A 20527-nucleotide genomic window follows, 5' to 3' on the forward strand; every position below is an offset into this window, starting at 1 on the left:
GTAGCACCGAAACGCGCGGTTCGAGAGCAGCGCCGGATCGTCGGTCCACCCCGACATCGCAGGCGTTAACGTTGGACGTCGAGAACTTGTTTTTGAATTCCGTTGTTGTAGACCTCATGTTCGACTAGGACGAGCTTGGTTGCGTCTTTATCGGTCCGGCTGAACAGCTGTTTTCCGGCGCCGAGAAGGAGCGGAAACACCAGTAGGTGGTATCGGTCGACTAGACCGGCGTCGGCCAGCGCGGCACCCAACGTGGCGCTGCCGTGGACCGCAATCGGGCCACCGTCACCCTCCTTGAGTCGGCGCACCTCGTCGATTGAGCGCAGCACCGTCGCCGGCCACCGCTTGTCGTCACCGTCGAGAGTCGTTGACACCACGTAGCGGGGCATCGAGTTGTACCCCGCGAATTCGTCCATTGTGGGCCAGACCGGCGCGAACGCCTCATACGATCGGCGCCCTAACAGCAAGGCAGCTGTTTCGTGCTGCTCGCGGCCCTTGAGTTCATACGCCGCCGGATCGAAAGCGACATCCTTGAACGTCCAACCCGAGTTGCGGTACCCGGGCTCCCCACCAGGGGCCTCCATGACTCCATCGAGTGAAACGAAGGCCGAGACGATAAGTGTGCGCATGACTCTCCTGGACTGGTGATGAAACGGCTAACCGCCGCTCCGGGGTGGAACGGCTTTGCGTGATTGTTGACCACAACCACTGCCGAAACTCATCGCCAAGCTACCGTTCGAGTTCCACGAGCCGCCACCGAGCATCCCGCCCTCGACGACGTTCGCTACGGCCTCTACTTCGTGCCATTCCGTGCTATCGTGTAGCACATGAGTGTGCCGCGCGAGGTAAGCCAACGCGACCTCCGCATGCGTTCCAAAGAGATCATGGACGCGGTGGAGTCCGGTGATTCCTTTACGGTGACCCGCGACGGCCGTGGGATAGGAGAACTCGTCCCCCTACGTCGACGACGCAGCTTTGTTTCCCGCACAGAGTTCGCCCGCGGCTCGGTGTCGGCTCCATTGATTGATGTGGAGAAGTTCCGGTCTGATCAGGACCGCGTATATGACGAAACGTTGAGCGACCCGTATGCCTGACGAAGTACGGCGGGGGCTACTCGACACCAACATCTTGATTCTTCGCCACGCAATCGAGCCTGCGGAACTGCCGGACGAGATGGCAATTAGTGCGATCACCCTGGCTGAGCTCTCCGCAGGCGTACACCTGGTAACTGGCGACGACCCACAGGCCTCCGACGAACGCGCACGCCGCGCGGATGTTCTCCAGCGCGTCGAGAACGAGTTCGACCCCTTACCGTTCGGCACTGATGCTGCTCGCGCATTCGGCCGCGTCAGCGCCGCGGTCCACGCTCGCGGAAGAACGCCGCGGAGACGACTGGCGGACCTCATGATCGCATCTGTTTCGACCGCAGCCGGGCTTCCCCTCTACACCACCAACCCCAACGACTTCGAAGGCTTGGACGGCATTGTTCGCGTCATACCCGTGAGTCGCCCCTGAGCTGAGAGCTGACCTCAGCTCGAGTCTCTCATCGACAGGGTCCAGACAAGATGCAACAACCGAATATGCAGGGTTACCGGTAACCCACCTCGTGCATCATCAGATCGATCGACGGCTCCTTTCGTCCTGACTGCCCTGCTCACACCCCGCTTCCGGCGGTACCCTCCCTCCACGGCGCTGGGACACCCCCACAGCCAGTCGTGAGTCCGGAGGTACCGCGATGATGTCAGACGACGAGACCTTCGAGGCCATTGCCGATGAACGACGCTCGCTCGCAAACACATTGGAAACACTGACACCGGCTCAGTGGGATCACGCGACGCTATGTGGCGAGTGGACCGTCCGCGATGTCGCAGCACATCTCGTGGCACCACTGGTGATTCCGATCTGGCGATTCGGTGTTCTCATGCTTCGCGCCCGCGGCAATTTCGACGAGGCCAACAAAATGATGACCGACATGGTGGTACGCCAGCACGGCACTGAGCTGGTCTCACTCCTCCGTGCCCGCGCCGACAAGCGTTTCACGCCGCCTGGCCGGGGTCCCGCTGCTCCCCTGACCGACGTCGTCGTGCATGCGCTCGATATCTGTCGCCCCTTGAAAATTGCACGCAGTTCGCCCGACGATCGTCGCGTCGTCGTTCTCGATTACGTCACCGGTCTCCGCGGGCGCGATGCGTTCGCACATTCCGCTGCTGCGGTGCGATGGGAAGCCACTGATATCGACTGGAGTCACGGCGACGGACCGACCGTGCGCGGGACGGCGGATACGCTGATGCTCGCTATCACCGGACGACGTGGTGTCGTCGACGAGTTGTCCGGTGACGGCGTGCGTCTTCTGCGCGATTAGCGCGTCGATCAGCACACCGACGTCGATCAGCTCACACATCTCAGGGCTACTACAGTTGACCCCACATGCCACACCTCGACGCAGCAAGCACCGTGATGCTGATCATCAGCATCACACTCGGCGTGGCCGCATCCGCCTGCGCACTCGCCGCCGCCTACGTCTACCTTCGCGAAAACCCGAAGCGCGACAACATCGCTCGCGATCATCTTGCTCGACGCTGGCTCATCGCCACCGCCATTCTCGGGTTCGCAGTTGTCCTGATGCGTTTCGTTTGGCTGCTGGTACGGTAGTTCCGCGAAATCGTCGGCGAAGTAACACAATCGATGCGTCAGCGAAGCGACCGGCTCATCTGCTGGAGGGCCCGCAACAGCGACGCCTGTTCGACGTCGCTGAGGCCTGAGAGCATCCGCTCCTCCACCGAACGCACTGCCGCAGAAGCCTTCTCGAGCTTACGACGCCCACGGGGCGTGAGCCGTGCAGGGAGCACTCTGCCCACGGGCGCGGCGTCGGGTCGGCTGACGAAGCCATCTCGTTCCAGCGCTTGCAGCAAGACGTTCATCGCTTGGCGTGTCACGAAGGTACCGCGAGCCAGTTCGGAGTTCGACAAGCCAGGGCGCTGCGCAAGCAACTCAAGACACGAGTATTGGGTAACGCTCATACCGAGCGGCCGGAGAACGTCCTCCATCGCCGCGCGGAGCGCACTAGCCACCTCCTTGAGGGCATACCCCACGGAGGTCTCTAGTTCGACGGTCTCTGGTTCGACGCCGCTTCCGTCTTGACTCATGTCAACATACTGACATACATTCTCCTATGTCAGTTTATTGACACTCGATTCCGGAGGAAAACATGCCCGTCAGCGGCCCCGACTTCATCTCCCTACAAACACGCAACCTCGAAGCCTCCCAGGCGTTCTACGAGAAGTACCTTGGCTTGGTCCGCTCCCCGGCCGGGCCACCGCACGCGGTCGTGTTCGACACCAAGCCGATCGCCTTCGCCCTGCGAGATCTGATTCCCGGCACCGACCTCGACACCGTCACTCAACCCGGCATCGGCGCAGCAATCTGGCTGCACGCCACCGGCGTGCAGGAGATCCACGATGCTCTCGTCGCAGACGGGTACACGATCGTGTCAGAGCCCATCGACGGCCCATTCGGACGGACATTCGCATTCGCCGACCCCGACGGCTATCACATCACCCTTCACGATCGCGCCTGAACCGCGCCCGCCTCGTGCTGTCTGCTCGCCGATGCGAAAGTCACTGCGGCAACGACGAATCGCTCGCGGTCGGCCGGCGACGCACCCAGTGCGTCGAACCACGGCATCAAGTTCGGATTCGCGGCGCGTCTAATGGCAGACCGTTCAACACTCACATCACATGCGGGCGCGTAGCCGAGTCCCGGTACAGCGACCGTAGGTGCGAAGTTGCGCCACCCGCCGACGAAAAGCGGAACGTACGGCGCGACCTTGCGACGTATCGCCTCCTGTACCGCGCTGAACACGTTGCTGATCCGGTATGCGAATGACAGGGAATTGTGCTCGGTCACGCTCTCGTCGTCGCTACATAGAGTGGTACCCAACCGTTTCCAGTCAATGGCCACACCGGAGCGTCGTTCGTCGCGAGCCGTTGCCTCAGATGCCATCCACAGCAACGATTTGTCGGAGTAGTAGCAATTCTCGTACCCTCCCCCGACGTCGCTGTGCACGCCGTCGAACCAGACCTGGCTGATGTCGGAGTGCCGACCTCCCCAGAGGCACGGCGCGAAGACTCGTCGACGCTCGGCGATCGCCAGCGCTTGCCTGGCGGTCTTCACCATCGGCGAGAGCGTCACGTCGTGGAACTTGTACTTCGCGCGCGCGATTCCCGGAACACCCAGGGCGCCAACAGTGTCGAACACCCCGAGGAATTCGATGCGTACCTCGCCACGCCGGTGGGCGTGCCTATCGATGGCCGCAAGCGCGCGCTCGTGCGCGGGATCGGCGGGAGGAGTCCCTGTGGAGCTTTTCGCGCGCGGTCTGTTGCGGTAGAGGTCCATCGCTGTGGGAAGCTGTCCCTCCGCGACCCCCATCGGGGTGAGCAGTCCGACATGCGCAATCATGCCGCACAGACTCCTGGCCGTGTATGCGCCGCGGCTGAATCCGAACACAAAGATGCGGTCGCCAGGTTCGTAGTTCAGCGCGAGGAATCGATAGCAGTCGACGATCGCGTCGTCGAGGCCCACGCCGAATGCGCCGGCAACGATACGTTCTATCCAACTGCCTGTTGACCCGACGCCGCGCGCGTAATGCACGATCTGGGTCTCGCCGTCGAAGCCGCGGGGTGCAATCGAACGCGCGATCTTCTCGACGTTCGAGACGTAGCGATCGTCGGAGTTCTTCCACGTCCCGTCGCAGCACACCACGAGATTCTTGGTCATGGTGTCGACGCTAAGGCACTACCTATGCGCCCACACGGGTAGCACGGTACGCGTTTGCGTTCCGGTCAGCCGATCAAGCCTGCGTAGTCGGGCCGGATCGACGCCGATGAGAAAGAAGACGGAACCCGATTCATCGAGGACCGGATGTGTCCGCTATCCCTCATAACGTCGCCGTTGTCAGATCAACCCGCCACCCAGGAGCACCTGATGACGACAGCACCGCTTGAGTCCGCCGACGACAATGTCGTCGACCTCTCCCTTGTCACCACCCGACGTTCGCCTGAATCATCGCCTGACGCAACGCCTTCCGGTTCCACGCCAGGTATTGCGGGCAAGGCACGAACAATCGCGCTGATCTGCTTGCTCGCGGCGTCGTTCATGGAGCTCATGGACGCAACCGTCGTCAACGTCGCGCTACGCACGATGCAGGTCGACCTCGGCGCGTCCGCAGTGAGTCTGCAGTGGATCGTCGCGGGCTATCCACTCACCTACGCCGTTGGCCTGATCCTCGGCGCACGGCTCGGCGACAACTTCGGCCGACGGAAACTCTTCGTCGCCGGTCTTGCCGCGTTCGGACTCGCTTCTCTGGCATGCGGACTCGCGACCGGTCCCACCGAACTCGTCGTCTTCCGCCTCATCCAAGGAGTGGCAGCAGCGCTGATGGTGCCGCAGGTGCTCAGCAACATTCAGGTGCTGTATCCACCGGCCGAGCGCGGGAAGGCGATGGGAATGTTCACGTCCGTGATCGGTCTGGCGGCCGTCACCGGCCCCATCCTGGGTGCCGTGATCACCGACGGCGATTGGTTCGGCTTGTCGTGGCGACCGGTCTTCCTGATCAATGTGCCGCTGGCCGTGCTCGCCATCGCGGCCGCGATCGCCTTCATTCCCGAGTCGCGCTCGGCGATCAAGACACCCATCACGGCTGGTGCGGCACTGCTCCTCGGCGGATCGCTGGCGGCGATCATGCTTCCGATCACACTCGGACCTGAGAATGATTGGCCGGCTTGGGGATTCATCGTGATGGTCGTTGGTATCGCTGGGCTCGGGTTGTTTGGCGTCCGACAGGTGCGTTCGGCTCGACGCGGCGTCGAACCCATGGTCCCGCCGGCCTTGTTCGCCACTCGCTCATTTTCGGTCGGGCTCGCGGCATTCACGGCGCTGATGGTCCCCACCGGCGGATACTTCCTGGTCCAGTCGTTGCACGTCCAGCTAGCGCTCGGCTGGTCGGTACTTCACACGGGCCTCATGTGGATTCCGTTCTCGCTCGCAGTGCCGATCTCGGCTGGTCTCGCCGCGACGGTGCTCGTCGCACGATTCGGTAAGCGGGTCCTGCAGGTCGGAGGTGCGGTGTTCATCGTCGGCATGCTGCTGATGGCCTTCGCCGAACAATCGGCGCATCCCGCATTGTGGTTTGCCGCAGCTCTGACCGTCGCGGGGCTTGGCTTCGGCGGGATCGTCGGCTCGGCTGGGCTGCTGGTACTCAACGACGTTCCGGTGCGCCTCGCAGGTGCGGCGTCGGGCGTCTTCAACACCGCCCAGGCACTCGCGGTGTCGTTCGGCGCCGCGGTCGTCGGGACCGTGTATACGTCGGTCGGAGAATCGTCAGGGCTCGAGCGCGCCTACCACGCCTCACTGATCGTCATGATCGGGTTCATCGTGGTGGGCGCCCTGATCGCCCAGGCATTGCGCACCTCGGCCACGACGTCCGACGCAACTGACCTCGAACCCGTGGTCGCGTAACGTCTCACCTGATTTCGCTGTCGGACGACGGGGGCCTGCACCAGCAGGCCCCCGTCGCCGCCGTTAACACGTGGTTGCCAACCAATTCACGGCCGACGCACCCAGCACCGATGAGTTCCGATGCGGCGCTGAGTCACAATCTTCGAGAACCCGGCGTCGACACAGAGGGACACAAGATGGCCACTGAGATGCTGTTCCTGCACGGAGCGGGCGGATTTCACGACGATCAGCCGCTGGCCGCTGCGCTGGGAAGCGAACTCGATGCGCATGTTTCGATGCCGGAGTTGCCCGACGAGGACATGTCGGTCTCGGCATGGACGTCGGCGATCCGCCCGTATGTCGACGAGCTGACTGACTCCGACGTGCTTGTGGCCCATTCGTTCGGTGCGTCGATGTTGCTCGCACTGTTGAGCGCAATGGCGACGCCTCCGCCGCGCGCGTTTCTACTGGCGATGCCGAACTGGGGCGATCAGGGCTGGGCAGTCGCCGACTACGACTTCATCGGCCCGGAACCGACGACGGCCCTCTCGCTGCATCACTGCGAGGACGACGACGTCGTGCCCGTCAGCCACGTGGCGCTCAACCAGCGGCTCCTGCCATCAGCAGACGTTCGCCTCCACGAAGTAGGTGGACATCAATTCGACGGATGCGCCTCGCTCGTCGCTGCCGGCATTCGTGCGCACAGATGACGCCCACACCCGACCGGCCACCGCTCAGCGAAGTTTGGCGCCGTACACCCGCGTAACGGTCAGCTTGAGCAGCACGCGCCTATCGCTGACCATCACTTCGCGGTATTCGGCCCAATCCGGATGCTCGCCCGCGCCCAGGCGGTAGTAGTCGACCAATGCATCGATCTCGGGACCGTCAGGATCGCTCGACGGGCCGATCAGTTCGGCGGTTCCCTCTGCCGTGGCCCAGGTGAAGCCGTCGGCGCTGGTGTATTCAATGGCGGCGCGTGGATCCCGGCGGAGGTTGGCGGTCTTCGCACGTCCGTCGGTCATGGATACGTAAATCGTGTCGGACTCACGGTCGTACACCGAGGTGACCGGTGAGAGTTGAGGAAGTCCGTTCGCCTTGATGGTGGCGAGGATGGCGATCGACGTGTCGGCGATCAGGTCACGGGGGTCGTACTGCTCGTCAGTCATGGTTGTGGCAACCGTCACCGAGCCGGGGGCATTCCCGTGCATCGTCGACTCACCACTACCCTCTGCCCGTGACTTTCTCGACCTGGGCGGCGCTGCTGACTGCGTGCGTACTGATCAGCTTCACCCCGGGCGCCGGCGCGATCAACACGATGAGCAACGCCATGAATGTCGGATTCCGACGCGCAGTCTGGGGTGTGCTCGGTCAACAGGTCGCGCTGCTCATCCAACTCCTCATCGTCGCCGCAGGCCTCGGCGTGATCATCTCCCGATCGCACACCGCGTTCCAGGTCATCCGCTACACCGGCGCGGCGTACCTCATCTACCTCGGAATCCGACAGTTCTTCCGACGGCCCGACATGTCCGACGAGGCAAACGCGGCCGTGTACAACGAATCGGCCGCGTCGATGTTCGTACGAGGACTCTGGGTCAACCTACTGAACCCGAAGGCGATCGTGTTTCTGCTCGCGTTCATACCGGGATTCGTTCGCCCAAACGATCCCCAGCTGATCCAGTACTTGGTCATCGGAGTGACGATGGTGGTCGTCGACGTGATCGTGATGTGGTTCTTCTTTGCCCTGATAGCACGGGGATTCGCGCGCGTCACGCGGACCGAGCAGGGCCAACGTCGTCTCAACCGTGTTTTCGGCGTTCTCTTCGTCGCCGTCGGCGTCATGCTCGCGATTGTGTGACGATGTTCGAGGCAAGAGCACTCGAAGGCTTCACAATTGCAAGCAGTACCAGCGTCCACTGGAGGACTCACGATGTCATCGCCTGAGATCGACGATCGAGCACGCGTCGAGAGCCTCCTCGACGCGCAGACCAAGGCTGAACGACTCTTCGACGAGGTGGAGCGGCGCGGCATGATCCGCGCGGGAATCGGCGAACGCGCACTCTCCGACGAGATCCGTGACCTCGCCGCCGAGATGTTCGGCGTCACGCGTCACTGGCACAAACGAATCGTCCGCGCCGGAGAGAACACGCTGGAGACCTTCCGCGCCAACCCACCGGACCGGATCATCGCCGACGACGACATACTGTTCCTCGACTTCGGGCCGATCTTCGAAGAATGGGAAGCCGACTTCGGCCGCACGTTCGTCCTGGGCGACGACGCACTCAAGCGACGTCTCGCCGACGACCTGCCCCGAGTCTGGGAAGCCGGCCGCGCCTACTTTCGTGCGCATCCCGAGATCACCGGGGCCGAATTGTTCGACCACGTAGTCGAACTCAGCGAGGAAGCCGGATGGCATTTCGGTGGCGAGATCGCCGGACACCTCGTCGGCGAGTTCCCGCACGAGAAGATCTCCGGCGACGAAATCGAGAGTTACGTCGCGCCAGGTTCATCAGGTCCCATGCGTCGCCTGGATCCGTCTGGGCGCGTGTGCCATTGGATTCTCGAGGTGCACCTCGTCGAGCCCGACCGTCAATTCGGTGGCTTCTACGAGGAACTCCTCGACCTTCCGTGAACAAAGTTGTGTGTGCGGGGAATGAGACTACTTCCCCACTGCCGGTGACCTTTTGCGCGCTGTATTCCCTGCCGGGTTTGCGGCGTGTCCACCGCCTCTCGACGGTAGTCACCATGTCCAGTGCCGTGACGTGGCACCATACGTTACGACGACCGCTTCTCCACCGCTGTCACGTCGAAGAAAGACTGGCCGGTCTCTCCGCTACCGTTACTGGCGCGTGAACGTCACTCGGGCCTTGCGGGCTCGAAGGCGCCCTGATTCGCCTTGCGGCGTCAGGGATTAGGACACTGTCGCGATGTCGTCGGGAAGAGGCTTTCGCTTGTGTGGTGGGAGCCACGCTGGACTTGAACCAGCAACCTGCCATTCTGCAAATGACCGCTCTGCCAATTGAGCTAGTGTCGCGTCGACTGAGGATGTGCTCTTCCGCGCGGTTCCGGGCCTTTTGAACCCAGAATGCCGCACACCCTCGACCTTTCGGATGTCGGTCCTACTCGATCTCTCCTGCCTCGGCGAAGCCGCCACGCCCCGCCTCCACAGTCATGGAACACGCCCTCGACTGAACCATCTCGGACTCAAATTCCCTCCCTCACCGCAACATTCGTCACCACTGACCACACCTGGCAGGTGTCGGGTCACCGATCGGCTCTCCCGGCTCTCACCATCAGATCGCTTCGACGTTGCCTCCACCCTGGGGTGAAGGTTCCGGCTCGGAGTGCATGGGGTACCGGAACTTCTCCCGGCGACGGATGTCACCCGCCTTTCACCGGATCACTCCGGCTTATGCGCCATGCCGCATTCGTATGTCGATGTAGTTGTCAAACGTACTGCACCACTTGGGTTGTCGTCGTCAAGCAGTGCGAGTAGCGACTCTAAGCGGTCGGTCCACGACGCACAACAGATTTTCTGCCGATTCCGCGAAAACCGACGCTGAGCGGTACTTCTCAGTTCCGATCGGCGTCGTCCGACAGATCGTCGAGACGCTGCTGTGCGCGCGATCGCGCGTCGGATGCCGACTCCAGAGCGGTCGCGGCTTCGTCCCGCTGTGACCGCGCTGTCTCCGCCGCTCGCTGGGCGAAGCGCTGCTCCTGTTCGGCACGATCCAGTTCCGCGCGCATCCGCGCGACTCGGCCCGCGAGATCGGTAGCGGCGCGCTCGGCATCGTCGACGCTGCGCTGAGCGCTATCGAGTTCGACGGTCGCCGAGTCGACGTCGGCGGTGTGTCGATCGAGAAGTGCTCTGGCGGCGTCTATCTCCGCCGCGCGGTCGGCCGTCGAACCCTCTTCAGCGGTGGACGAGGGTTCGGGCATCTCTGCGGTCGCCTCGTCGGCGGGTCCCGGCGAATCGGCGAGCGCCACCAGCCCGGCCGGGCCGAAGCCGCTGTACTCCATCGCGGTGACCAGCCGACCGCGACGCAGCAAGTCGGCCACCTGTTCGTCGCCGATCGCCGCACGCAGTGTCTGAACAGCCTCTCGTTCGACCGTCGTGCTCATACCCGCGCCGATCTCGGTGGCGAACGACCGTAGGTGCTCGAGCGCAGTCTGCACCACATCGCGTCGTCGTGTTGACAGCTTCCGCAGGAGTTCGGCCGACGAGCGACGCTGCGCCTCGCGGAGTTCGTCGGCAACGCTGAGCAGGGGGTCGAGATCCGTCGGCGAACGTCGAATCCACTGGTTGAGCAACCAGGCGACCTGCGTCGGCTTGCGCGCACGCGCGATGTCGAGGGCGAGCCCGGGAGCATCGGCCGCGCGTGCCGAACGTGTCAGTTCGCGCCTACGTGAGACGAATTCACTTGGTGCGCAACCATACAACTCGTCGAGAGCGTCGTCGAGGTCCACGCGCGAACCCTCAGATGCCGAACTCGATGATCGCTCGCTCGCCGAACTTTCGAAAGCCCATGCGCTGCAACAGCGGCGACGATGTGGCGGTCTCGGCGTGCACGAGCCCGAGCGAGGCTCCCCGACGTCGCGCGTCGTGTAGTCGAGCGACGATCAACGCGCGGTAGATGCCGCGACCCCGATGAGCGGGCAGGACGGCACCACCCCACATGCGAGCGACCTCACCCTCGATCGTGTAGCCACCGGCGCCGGCCGCGTCGAGACCGTCGCGCGATGAGACGCCAGCCACGAAAAGGCCGGGCGGCGTGTCGTTCCGCGTGGCAGCGTCGTCGAGGATGGGTGGCGGAAAACCCCAGGCGTCGAGGGAGATTCGGGCGAACTCGGCGATTCCGGCATCATCGTCGACGCGGCGCGCAACCACGTCGTCGGGCATCGGTATCCGGTCGACGATCTCGACCGCCGTCTTGAGCGCGACGATGTCGCGGACGGCGATCGTAGTGGCATCGCGTCGCTCGAGTTCGGCATCGTCGATACCCCCGAACAGTCCCGGCGCGCGTGTGAAGCGCACTCGTCGAGCGTCGAGTCGGCTCGCGTGGGCAGCAGCCTCATCGAGCACAACGATCGGATCGCGTTGTGCCCCGTGATAGTTCAGGAGGGTGGCGATTCCGTCGATCACATAGAACTCGTAACCGTCGATCTCGAGATGACGCGAGCCGACCGGATGCCAGGACGATGTCCACCGTATCGACTCAGCGCGTACGCGCTCCGGTGTCCACATCACCAGACCAGCGTGCCACAGCGGAGACGCGCCGATCACGCCGTCTCAGTTTGAGAGAAATCCTGAATCATTCCAGAATGCGTTGCATACTGTCGAGGTGTCCCCCACGCCGGAGTACGCAGACCAACTGCGTGCAGCCGAACTTCGAGTGACCCGTCCGCGGGTCGCGGTGCTGCAGGCCGTGAACACCCACGCGCACGCCGACACGGAGACCATTTTTCTCGCCACACGCACGATGTTGCCCGACGTCTCACGGCAGGCGGTGTACGACGTACTCGGTGCGCTGACCGACGCCGGACTCGTCCGACGCATCCAGCCGTCCGGTCTCGTCGCCCGCTACGAGGCGCGGGTCGGCGACAACCATCACCACACCGTGTGCCGTTCATGTGGCGCGATCGGCGATGTCGATTGCGCTGCGGGAACAACGCCGTGCCTCACGGCATCCGACGACAACGGCTTTGTGCTCGACGAGGCCGAGGTCATCTATTGGGGCATATGCCCCGACTGCAACCCAACGTCCATACCGGGGTCACATTCGTGATCACAGCCCGAATCACCACTTACCGGAAGGAAGACAGTGTCTGAAGAGAAGTCAGCCCCCGAAGCTCCCCCCATCGGTGAGGCTCAGACAGAGCCTGCCGAATCAGGTTGTCCGATGCACATCCGCCCACCGGTCGAAGGCGGCGGCAATCAGCAATGGTGGCCGGACAAGCTGAATCTGCGTGTGCTCGCCCACAATCCGCAGGTCATTCGTCCCCGCGAACCCGACTTCGACTACGACGCCGCGCTCGCCGACCTCGATGTCGACGCACTCGTCGGTGACCTCAAAGACGTCATGAAGGACTCGAAGTCGTGGTGGCCCGCCGACTTCGGTCACTACGGCCCCTTCTTCATCCGGATGTCTTGGCACGCAGCGGGCACCTACCGCGTCGAGGACGGCCGCGGCGGAGCCGGAACCGGAATGCAGCGTTTCGCCCCGCTGAACAGCTGGCCCGACAACGTGAGCCTGGACAAGGCACGACGACTGCTGTGGCCCGTGAAGAAGAAGTACGGCAAGGCTCTGTCGTGGGCCGATCTCCTGGTCCTCGCGGGAAACGTCGCGCTCGAGGACATGGGCCTGCCGACCAAGGGCTTCGCCTTCGGGCGTCCTGACGAGTGGGAGGCCGACGAGGTCTACTGGGGTGCCGAGTCGGTGTGGCTGGGCACCAACCTGCGCTACCAGGACGGTAAGCGCGAGCTCGAGGAGCCACTGGGTGCAACCACCATGGGTCTCATCTACGTGAATCCCGAAGGCCCGGAAGGTGTCCCGGACTACCTCGCGGCCGCAGCCGATATTCGCGAGACGTTCGGCCGGATGGCCATGAACGACGTGGAGACCGCAGCGCTGATCGTCGGCGGTCACACCTTCGGCAAGACGCACGGCAACGGCGACGCCGAGCTTCTCGGCCCCGAGCCCGAGGCCTCACCGCTCGAACAGATGGGTCTTGGTTGGAAGAATCCCCAGGGCACCGGCGTTGGCAACGACACGGTCACCAGTGGCCTCGAAGTGACGTGGACTCACACACCGACCAAGTGGGACAACAGCTTCCTCGAGATCCTGTACGGCAATGAGTGGGAACTCTTCAAGAGTCCCGCGGGCGCCAATCAGTGGCGGCCGAAGGACGGCGGCTGGGCCAATTCGGTGCCAATGGCCCAGGGCAACGGGAAGACCCACCCGTCGATGCTCACCACCGACCTGACGATGCGTTTCGACCCGATCTACGGGGAAATCACCCGCCGTTGGCTCGACCATCCCGAAGAACTCGCCGACGAGTTCGCGAAGGCGTGGTTCAAGCTCCTCCATCGCGACATGGGGCCTGCCATCCGCTACCGCGGTCCGCTCGTGCCGTCGGAAACCTACATCTGGCAGGACAACGTCCCCGCCGCCGAGGGTCCGCTGCTCTCCGATGCCGACGCCGACAGCCTGAAATCCGCGATCCTCGAGACCGGCCTCACCGTGCCGCAGCTCGTGTCCACGGCATGGAAGGCGGCGTCGACGTTCCGCGGTAGCGACTACCGCGGCGGCGCGAACGGCGGACGGCTGCGCTTGCAGCCGCAGCTGGGTTGGGAGTCCAGTGAGCCCGACGAGCTCGCTCAGGTCATCAGCAAACTGGAGCTGGTCGCCGAGCAGTTTAACGCCGAGCCCGGCACCAAGGTGTCGTTCGCGGATCTGGTTGTTCTCGGCGGAGCTGCCGCAATCGAGAAGGCCGCCGAGGACGCGGGCTTCTCGGTGACCGTCCCGTTCACCCCGGGTCGTACCGACGCAACCCAGGAACAGACCGACCAGGAGTCGTTCGCCTATCTCGAACCGAAGTACGACGGGTTCCGCAACTACGAGGGCAAGGGCAACGAGCTTCCCGCGGAGTACAACCTTGTCGACAAGGCCAACCTGTTGACGCTGTCGGCGCCGGAGATGACCGGGCTGGTCGGTGGTCTGCGCGTACTCGGCGCGAACTACAAGGGCTCGTCGCTCGGCGTGCTGACGACCAAGCCGGGCACGCTGACGAATGACTTCTTTGTCAACATCACCGACATGGACGTCGAATGGTCGCCGTCCCCCGCCGACGACGGCACCTATGTCGCCGTCGACCGGGAGTCGGGCGAGCAGAAGTGGACGGGTTCTAGGGTCGATCTCGCCTTCGGCTCGAACTCCGATCTGCGTGCACTCGCCGAGGTCTACGCCGAGGACGACTCGAAGCAGAAGTTCGTCGACGACTTCGTCGCCGCGTGGGCCAAGGTCATGGAACTCGACCGCTACGACCTGCACTGAGTCGACTCATCACCACCGATGCACCCCGCGGACATAATCCGCGGGGTGCATCGGTGTGTGTGGCAGACCACGTAGTCTTACGCCATTGCCCGACACGTCGAGTAACTCCCCCGTACTCGCGCGTAGCGCAACGATTCGACACAATCGTCCGGGGCCGCAAGTTTTACAGTCACGCGTGCGTCCGCATGGGCGTGACTCACACGCGGCCCTCAACCGCGGAGTTTCGTGCTTCGCACCCAGCGGAGTTTCGTGCTTCGCACCCAGCGGAGTTTCGTGCTTCGCACCCAGCGGAGTTTCGTGCTTCGCACCCAGCGGAGTTTCGTGCTTCGCACCCAGCGGAGTTTCGTGCTTCGCACGGCGAGCGGGGGCGCTGCCGACAGCAGTTCCAGAAGAGAAGGGAGTCGGTGATGTTCACGCGCATTGCCATCGTGAACCGAGGTGAGGCCGCGATGCGGCTCATCCACGCCGTCCGCGGATTGTCTGCCGAGACCGGTCAGCCCATCGAAGTCGTAGCCCTGCACACCGACGTCGACCGCAACGCCACATTCGTCCGCGAAGCCGACATCGCGTACAACCTGGGAGCGGCAGCCGACCGCCCCTACCTGAATCTCAAGGTGCTCGAGCACGCATTGCTCGAGACCGGAGCCGACGCCGCATGGGTCGGCTGGGGATTCGTCGCAGAAGATCCGCTCTTCGCCGAACTATGCGACCGCATCGGCGTCACCTTCATCGGCCCGTCCGCCGAGGCGATGCGCAAACTCGGCGACAAGATCGGCGCCAAGCTGATCGCCGAAGAGGTCGGTGTTCCGGTCGCGCCGTGGAGCCGTGGGTCCGTCGACACCATCGACGACGCGCTCGAAGCCGCGGCGTCGATCGGCTATCCGCTGATGCTGAAGGCAACCGCAGGCGGTGGAGGTCGCGGTATCCGCGTCATCACCAGCGACGACGAACTCCGCGACGCCTTCGACCGCACCCGCGATGAAGCCGCCCGCGCCTTCGGCAGCGGCGTCGTCTTCCTCGAACGACTCGTCACCGGCGCCCGCCACGTCGAGGTTCAGGTCATCGCCGACGGCCAGGGCACCGCATGGGCGCTCGGCGTCCGCGACTGCTCGGTGCAGCGTCGAAATCAGAAGATCATCGAGGAGTCGGCATCGCCGGTTCTCGCACCCGAGCAGGTCACAGACCTCAAGACATCCGCAGAGCGTCTCGCAGTCGCAGTCGGGTACCGAGGCGCCGCAACCGTCGAGTTCCTCTACCACCCCGGCGAACACCTCTTCGCGTTCCTCGAAGTCAATACCCGCTTGCAGGTCGAACACCCGATCACCGAATGCACGACGGGAATCGACCTGGTTCGTGCGCAGCTACACGTCGCGTCGGGCGGCCGCCTCGAAGGCGAGCCCCCGGCCGAGCGCGGCCACGCGATCGAGGCGCGCCTCAATGCCGAGGATCCTGACCGCGACTTCGCCCCGGCCCCCGGCCGCATCTCACGACTCGAACTCCCCGCCGGTCCCGGCATCCGCGTCGACACCGGAGTCAGTGAGGGCGACACGATCCCCGCTGATTTCGACTCGATGATCGCCAAGATCATCGCCTATGGCGCCAACCGCAACGAGGCCCTCGGCCGTCTGCGTCGCGCCATGAGCGAGACTCGGGTCGTCATCGAGGGTGGTGCCACCAACAAGAGCTTCGTCCTCGAACTCCTCGGACAGCCCGCCGTGATCGACGGAAGCGCCGACACCGGGTGGATCGACCGCGTCCGAGCCGAGAACGGACTCATCGTCAACCGCCACTCTGCGATTGCGCTGATCGCCGCCGCGATCGACAGCTACGAGGAAGAAGAAGCCGTCGAGCGTCAGCGCCTGCTGTCGACGGCGTCGGGCGGACGCCCGCAGGTGCAGCACGAGAGCGGTCGCCCGCTCGACCTGAAACTGCGCGGTGCTGCCTACCGGGTTCGCGTCGCCCGGATCGGCGCGAGCCGCTTCCGCGTGTCCATCGAATCGGGAACCGACACCTACACCGCGGACGTCGACATCGAGCGCTTCGACGAGCACGCAGCGCAGATGGTGCTCAACGGGGTCCGCTATCGCCTCGTCACCGACACGCACGGACCAACCCACCTCATCGACGTCGACGGCGTCGCACACCGCGTCAGCCGCGACGAGGGCGGCGTTGTCCGCTCTCCCGCACCCGCACTCGTCGTGGCCACTCCGTTGGCCGTCGGCGACGAGGTCGAGGCCGGCGCACCCGTGCTGGTTCTCGAGAGCATGAAGATGGAGACCGTGCTGCGCGCACCCGTGCGCTCCCGCCTCAAGGAGTGCTCGGTGTCGGTCGGCTCCCAGGTCGAGACCGGTGCGACACTGATGCGTCTCGAACCGATCGCCGACGCCGAGGACGACGACGAGGCAGCCCAGGCGCCCGTCGAGAGCGTCGAACTCGAACTGCCCGCGGCTCCGGACAACGTCGACCCGGATGTCCGGACCACCCGCACACAGGAGGATCTGCGCAGTCAGCTCCTCGGATACGACGTCGATCCGCACGACCGATCGCGACTCCTCGACGACTACCTCACCGTGCGGCGCGAAGTCCGTGCGTCGGGTCGACGCCCCATCGGCGACGAACTCGAGCTGCTCACGGTATTCGCCGATCTCGCCGAACTGAGTCAGAAGCGTCCGCCGTTGGGCTTGAATCCGGGGTTCGAGCACGTGCACAGCTCGCGCGAGAACTTCCACACCTATCTGCAGAGCCTCGACGTGGAGCGTGACGGTCTCCCCGAGGCGTTCCACGACCAGCTGCGGTTGGCGTTGCGCCACTACGGTGTCACCGAACTCGACCGCTCACCGGAGCTCGAGGCAGCGGTCTTCCGCATCTTCCTGACGCTGCAGAATCCTGGTGCATCGGTCACCGTCATCACCACACTGTTGCGGGAGTGGCTCAATGAGCCGACGCCGCGCGACGAGTTGCGCGAGGACATCGGCTTTGCGCTGGATCGGATCGTCGCCGCGACACAGGTGCGCTTCCCCGCGATCGCCGATCTCGCGCGCGGTGTGATCTACGCCTGGTACGGCCAGGCAATGCTCCTGCGCGACCGTGCACGCGTCTACACGAACGTGCGCAAGCACCTCAAGTACCTCGACGAGAATCCCGATGCCGCCGACCGCAGTGAGCGCATCGCCGACATGGTGCGAAGCACTGAACCTCTGGTTCGCCTTCTGGGACAACGTATTCAGCGCGATGGCACCGACAACGCCGTCATGCTCGAGGTGCTCACCCGCCGTTACTACGGCAACAAGGGCGTCGACATCGTCTCGACGCAGACAGCGCAGGGCACAACGTTCGTCGTGGCTGCACGCGACGGCGCCAGCGTGGTGTCGGCAGCGGTGCCATTCAACGAACTGGCCTCTGCGGCAAGCGGACTCATCGAGCTCGCACGCAACAGCGCGGCCATCGCCGCCGACATTTATGTCAGTTGGGAAGACCAGCCCGACGACTTCGACACGATGGCGTCGGCACTGCACGAGATCGTCGCGGCATCGCCGATGCCCGGCCAGGTGCAGCGCGTCACGTTCACCGTCGCCGGACGTGGCACCGCCGTGATGCATCACCACTTCACGTTCCGACCGTCGGCCACCGGAATGGTCGAGGAACGACTGATCCGTGGGCTGCACCCCTACATCGCGCAGCGGATGCGCATGGAACGGCTCCGAAAGTTCGACCTCACGCGGCTGCCTTCGGCAGACGACGAGGAGATCTACCTGTTCCGCGCCGTCGCGAAAGAAAACCCGGCCGACGACAGGCTGGTCGCTTTCGCGCAGGTACGCGACCTGAGTTCGCTCCGCGAGAACGACGGTCGGCTGCTGTCGCTACCCACGGCCGAGACCGTGCTTGCCTCCTGCGCCGACTCCATTCGTCGCGCCAAACGCGGTCAGAAGCGAGCGGTCAACACCAACCGCATCGTCATGTACGTGTGGCCGCCGATCGACGCTTCTGCGGATGATCTGGCCACCATCGCCGATCACATCCGTGGCACGACGGCCGACGTCGGACTCGAAGAGGTCCAACTCATCGCCCGACGCCGCGACCGTGAGACCGGTGAACTGCGCAAGGTCTCGATTCGCTTCTCCGTCAACGCAACCGGCGGATTCGACGTCTCGGTGGGCGAACCGACCACCGACCCGATAGAGCCCGTCGACGAATACCGCCAGAAGGTTCTCAGCGCCGCTCGACGCAACACGGTCTACCCGTACGAGTTGACCGGCCTGCTCGGCGACTTCCGCGAGTACGACCTCGACGCCGAGCAGCGACTCGTACCGGTAGCGCGCCCCAAGGGGCAGAACACCGCGGCGATCGTCGCGGGCGTCGTGACGACGCCGACCGAGAAGTATCCGCAGGGCATCTCACGCGTCGTCTTGCTTGGTGATCCGACGAAATCGCTTGGCGCATTGTCGGAACCCGAGTGTGCGCGGGTGATCGCGGCGCTCGATCTCGCCGAGGAGATGAAGGTCCCCCTCGAGTGGTACGCCCTCTCATCCGGAGCGCGCATCTCGATGGATTCGGGTACCGAGAACATGGATTGGGTGGCACGTGCACTGAAGCGAGTCGTCGAGTTCACGCAGGAAGGCGGCGAGATCAACATCGTCGTCGCGGGCATCAACGTCGGAGCCCAGCCGTACTGGAACGCCGAGGCAACCATGCTGATGCACACGAAGGGCATCCTCGTGATGACCCCGGAGTCGGCCATGGTGCTGACCGGCAAGCAGTCGCTCGACTTCTCCGGTGGTGTGTCCGCGGAAGACAACTTCGGCATCGGCGGCTACGACCGGGTGATGGGCCCCAACGGTCAGGCGCAGTACTGGGCACCGAATCTCGGTGCTGCCCGCGACGTGCTGATGGCGCATTACGACCACACGTACGTGATGCCCGGTGAGCAGACACCGCGTCGCCTCATCACCAGCGACCCGGTCGACCGCGACATCTCCGACTACCCGCACGTCCTCGCAGGCAGTGACTTCACCACCGTTGGACAGATCTTCTCCAAGGAGATGAATCCCGACCGTAAGAAGCCGTTCGACATCCGGACGGTCATCCGCGCGGTCGCCGACCAGGATCATCAGGTTCTCGAACGTTGGGCCGGAATGGCCGACGCCGAAACCGCCGTCGTCTCCGACGTCCATCTCGGCGGAATACCGGTGTGCCTACTCGGGATCGAATCGCGCGAGGTGTCGCGCCGTGGCTACACCCCCACCGACGGACCCGACACCTACACTGCCGGAACACTGTTTCCGCAGTCGTCGAAAAAGGCTGCGCGAGCAATCAATTCGGCGAGCGGCAACCGCCCGCTCGTGGTGCTCGCCAACCTGTCCGGATTCGACGGTTCGCCGGAGTCGATGCGCAAACTGCAGCTCGAGTACGGCGCTGAGATCGGACGCGCGATCGTCAACTTCCGCGGCCCGATCGTCTTCTGCGTCATCTCGCGGTATCACGGTGGAGCGTTCGTGGTGTTCTCCAAGGCGCTCAACCCGAACATGACCGTATTGGCGATCGACGGCTCGTTCGCCTCTGTGCTCGGCGGGGCCCCCGCCGCGGCCGTGGTGTTCGCGGGCGATGTCAACAAGCGAGTCGCCACCGACCCGCGTGTCCGCGACATCGAGGCGCGGTTGGCGCAGGCGTCTGGCTCGGACCGGTCGGCGCTGAGCGCAGAACTGGCCGACGTACGTCAGTCGGTGCGGGCCGAGACGATCAATGCTGTCGCCGCAGAGTTCGACGCCGTGCACAGCATTCGACGCGCCGTCGAGGTGGGTTCAGTGGACGCGGTGATCGACGCCGCCGAACTGCGCCCGCGGATCATCGCCGCGATCGAGGGCAACGCAACATGGTCGCATCGCCGCCATGAAGCCGCCGATCCCGAGCAGGTCGGCACCGAGCAGGTCGGCACGAGCTCGGAGTCGTAACACCGGCAGCGATACTTCGACAACCTACGGCGC

The 20527-nt window shown here is 64.2% G+C and carries 18 protein-coding genes and 1 tRNA gene; 12 read left to right on the forward strand and 7 right to left on the reverse strand.

The window, feature by feature from the left end; genetic code table 11:
* Positions 1-65: 65 nt before the first annotated feature.
* Positions 66-629: a dihydrofolate reductase family protein gene (locus RND64_RS11760; RefSeq protein WP_049701046.1), complete on the reverse strand. Its 564-nt coding sequence runs from the start codon at positions 627-629 to the stop codon at positions 66-68.
* Between the two features lie 198 nt (positions 630-827).
* Between RND64_RS11760 and RND64_RS11765 the strand changes: the two genes are divergently transcribed.
* From RND64_RS11765 to RND64_RS11780, 4 genes are all read left to right on the forward strand, one after another.
* Entirely contained in the window at positions 828-1094 is a 267-nt protein-coding gene (locus tag RND64_RS11765; protein ID WP_005206757.1) for a type II toxin-antitoxin system Phd/YefM family antitoxin, read from the forward strand.
* Positions 1087-1515 (forward strand): type II toxin-antitoxin system VapC family toxin, encoded by a 429-nt coding sequence (locus tag RND64_RS11770; protein WP_049701063.1) that lies wholly within the window; start codon positions 1087-1089, stop codon positions 1513-1515. Before RND64_RS11765 ends, RND64_RS11770 begins: the two co-directional genes overlap by 8 nt.
* 220 nt (positions 1516-1735) lie before the next feature.
* Positions 1736-2362 (forward strand): maleylpyruvate isomerase family mycothiol-dependent enzyme, encoded by a 627-nt coding sequence (locus RND64_RS11775; RefSeq protein ID WP_083444508.1) that lies wholly within the window; start codon positions 1736-1738, stop codon positions 2360-2362.
* 65 nt (positions 2363-2427) lie between these two features.
* On the forward strand, positions 2428-2652 hold the full coding sequence (locus RND64_RS11780) for a hypothetical protein (RefSeq protein ID WP_235434493.1): 225 nt from the start codon (positions 2428-2430) through the stop codon (positions 2650-2652).
* Between the two features lie 38 nt (positions 2653-2690).
* On the opposite strand, the gene RND64_RS11785 is transcribed toward RND64_RS11780, so the two are convergent.
* On the reverse strand, positions 2691-3146 hold the full coding sequence (locus RND64_RS11785; RefSeq protein WP_049701062.1) for a MarR family winged helix-turn-helix transcriptional regulator: 456 nt from the start codon (positions 3144-3146) through the stop codon (positions 2691-2693).
* A gap of 62 nt (positions 3147-3208) precedes the next feature.
* On the opposite strand from RND64_RS11785, the gene RND64_RS11790 reads away from it, so the two are divergent.
* Entirely contained in the window at positions 3209-3577 is a 369-nt protein-coding gene (locus tag RND64_RS11790) for a VOC family protein (protein ID WP_049701061.1), read from the forward strand.
* Here the strand turns inward: RND64_RS11790 and RND64_RS11795 are convergent.
* Positions 3562-4776, reverse strand: coding sequence for a DUF2235 domain-containing protein (locus tag RND64_RS11795; RefSeq protein ID WP_083444507.1), 1215 nt, complete (start codon positions 4774-4776; stop codon positions 3562-3564). The genes RND64_RS11790 and RND64_RS11795 overlap by 16 nt on opposite strands.
* A gap of 207 nt (positions 4777-4983) precedes the next feature.
* Here RND64_RS11795 and RND64_RS11800 point away from each other — a divergent pair, with 207 nt between their 5' ends.
* Together RND64_RS11800 and RND64_RS11805 are read left to right on the forward strand one after the other, a co-directional pair.
* Positions 4984-6516 carry an MFS transporter gene (locus RND64_RS11800; RefSeq protein WP_331436047.1) on the forward strand — a complete coding sequence of 511 codons (1533 nt, stop codon included), beginning with the start codon at positions 4984-4986 and terminating at the stop codon, positions 6514-6516.
* 176 nt (positions 6517-6692) lie between these two features.
* Positions 6693-7205, forward strand: coding sequence for an alpha/beta hydrolase (locus RND64_RS11805; RefSeq protein ID WP_064861361.1), 513 nt, complete (start codon positions 6693-6695; stop codon positions 7203-7205).
* Positions 7206-7229: 24 nt separating this feature from the next.
* Here RND64_RS11805 and RND64_RS11810 read toward each other — a convergent pair whose 3' ends face one another.
* Positions 7230-7661, reverse strand: coding sequence for a PPOX class F420-dependent oxidoreductase (locus RND64_RS11810; RefSeq protein WP_064861362.1), 432 nt, complete (start codon positions 7659-7661; stop codon positions 7230-7232).
* A gap of 68 nt (positions 7662-7729) precedes the next feature.
* Here RND64_RS11810 and RND64_RS11815 point away from each other — a divergent pair, with 68 nt between their 5' ends.
* Together RND64_RS11815 and RND64_RS11820 are read left to right on the forward strand one after the other, a co-directional pair.
* Complete coding sequence (locus RND64_RS11815) at positions 7730-8350, forward strand: LysE family transporter (RefSeq protein WP_064861346.1); 621 nt, start codon at positions 7730-7732, stop codon at positions 8348-8350.
* A gap of 72 nt (positions 8351-8422) precedes the next feature.
* Positions 8423-9124 (forward strand): M24 family metallopeptidase, encoded by a 702-nt coding sequence (locus tag RND64_RS11820; RefSeq protein WP_331436048.1) that lies wholly within the window; start codon positions 8423-8425, stop codon positions 9122-9124.
* A gap of 331 nt (positions 9125-9455) precedes the next feature.
* Here the strand turns inward: RND64_RS11820 and RND64_RS11825 are convergent.
* The 3 genes from RND64_RS11825 to RND64_RS11835 form a co-directional block, all read right to left on the reverse strand.
* Positions 9456-9526: transfer RNA gene (locus tag RND64_RS11825), tRNA-Cys, on the reverse strand.
* A gap of 539 nt (positions 9527-10065) precedes the next feature.
* Positions 10066-10959: a hypothetical protein gene (locus RND64_RS11830; protein ID WP_064861348.1), complete on the reverse strand. Its 894-nt coding sequence runs from the start codon at positions 10957-10959 to the stop codon at positions 10066-10068.
* 10 nt (positions 10960-10969) lie between these two features.
* Positions 10970-11776 (reverse strand): GNAT family N-acetyltransferase, encoded by an 807-nt coding sequence (locus RND64_RS11835; RefSeq protein ID WP_231894705.1) that lies wholly within the window; start codon positions 11774-11776, stop codon positions 10970-10972.
* A 58-nt stretch (positions 11777-11834) separates the two neighbouring features.
* Between RND64_RS11835 and RND64_RS11840 the strand changes: the two genes are divergently transcribed.
* The 3 genes from RND64_RS11840 to RND64_RS11850 all read left to right on the forward strand — a co-directional run bounded on the left by RND64_RS11840 (position 11835) and on the right by RND64_RS11850 (position 20494).
* On the forward strand, positions 11835-12278 hold the full coding sequence (locus RND64_RS11840; RefSeq protein ID WP_085941945.1) for a Fur family transcriptional regulator: 444 nt from the start codon (positions 11835-11837) through the stop codon (positions 12276-12278).
* A 36-nt stretch (positions 12279-12314) separates the two neighbouring features.
* Positions 12315-14546 (forward strand): catalase/peroxidase HPI, encoded by a 2232-nt coding sequence (gene katG / locus RND64_RS11845; protein WP_064861349.1) that lies wholly within the window; start codon positions 12315-12317, stop codon positions 14544-14546.
* Positions 14547-14953: 407 nt separating this feature from the next.
* The gene (locus tag RND64_RS11850; protein WP_064861350.1) at positions 14954-20494 is read left to right on the forward strand and encodes an ATP-binding protein; all 5541 of its coding nucleotides are present in this window, start codon (positions 14954-14956) and stop codon (positions 20492-20494) included.
* Positions 20495-20527: the final 33 nt, after the last annotated feature.

The organism is Gordonia sp. w5E2, assembly GCF_036540975.1.
In the GTDB taxonomy this organism is placed as follows: domain Bacteria; phylum Actinomycetota; class Actinomycetes; order Mycobacteriales; family Mycobacteriaceae; genus Gordonia; species Gordonia jacobaea.

Excerpts from the sequence above, each read along its gene's own strand:
- RND64_RS11810 (WP_064861362.1), bottom strand. The coding sequence starts at position 7,661 with ATGACTGACGAGCAGTACGACCCCCGTGACCTGATCGCCGACACGTCG.
- RND64_RS11805 (WP_064861361.1), top strand. The coding sequence starts at position 6,693 with ATGGCCACTGAGATGCTGTTCCTGCACGGAGCGGGCGGATTTCACGAC.
- RND64_RS11790 (WP_049701061.1), top strand. The coding sequence starts at position 3,209 with ATGCCCGTCAGCGGCCCCGACTTCATCTCCCTACAAACACGCAACCTC.
- RND64_RS11765 (WP_005206757.1), top strand. The coding sequence starts at position 828 with ATGAGTGTGCCGCGCGAGGTAAGCCAACGCGACCTCCGCATGCGTTCC.
- RND64_RS11820 (WP_331436048.1), top strand. The coding sequence starts at position 8,423 with ATGTCATCGCCTGAGATCGACGATCGAGCACGCGTCGAGAGCCTCCTC.
- RND64_RS11780 (WP_235434493.1), top strand. The coding sequence starts at position 2,428 with ATGCCACACCTCGACGCAGCAAGCACCGTGATGCTGATCATCAGCATC.
- RND64_RS11760 (WP_049701046.1), bottom strand. The coding sequence starts at position 629 with ATGCGCACACTTATCGTCTCGGCCTTCGTTTCACTCGATGGAGTCATG.
- RND64_RS11775 (WP_083444508.1), top strand. The coding sequence starts at position 1,736 with ATGATGTCAGACGACGAGACCTTCGAGGCCATTGCCGATGAACGACGC.
- RND64_RS11770 (WP_049701063.1), top strand. The coding sequence starts at position 1,087 with ATGCCTGACGAAGTACGGCGGGGGCTACTCGACACCAACATCTTGATT.
- RND64_RS11785 (WP_049701062.1), bottom strand. The coding sequence starts at position 3,146 with ATGAGTCAAGACGGAAGCGGCGTCGAACCAGAGACCGTCGAACTAGAG.
- RND64_RS11795 (WP_083444507.1), bottom strand. The coding sequence starts at position 4,776 with ATGACCAAGAATCTCGTGGTGTGCTGCGACGGGACGTGGAAGAACTCC.
- RND64_RS11850 (WP_064861350.1), top strand. The coding sequence starts at position 14,954 with ATGTTCACGCGCATTGCCATCGTGAACCGAGGTGAGGCCGCGATGCGG.
- RND64_RS11800 (WP_331436047.1), top strand. The coding sequence starts at position 4,984 with ATGACGACAGCACCGCTTGAGTCCGCCGACGACAATGTCGTCGACCTC.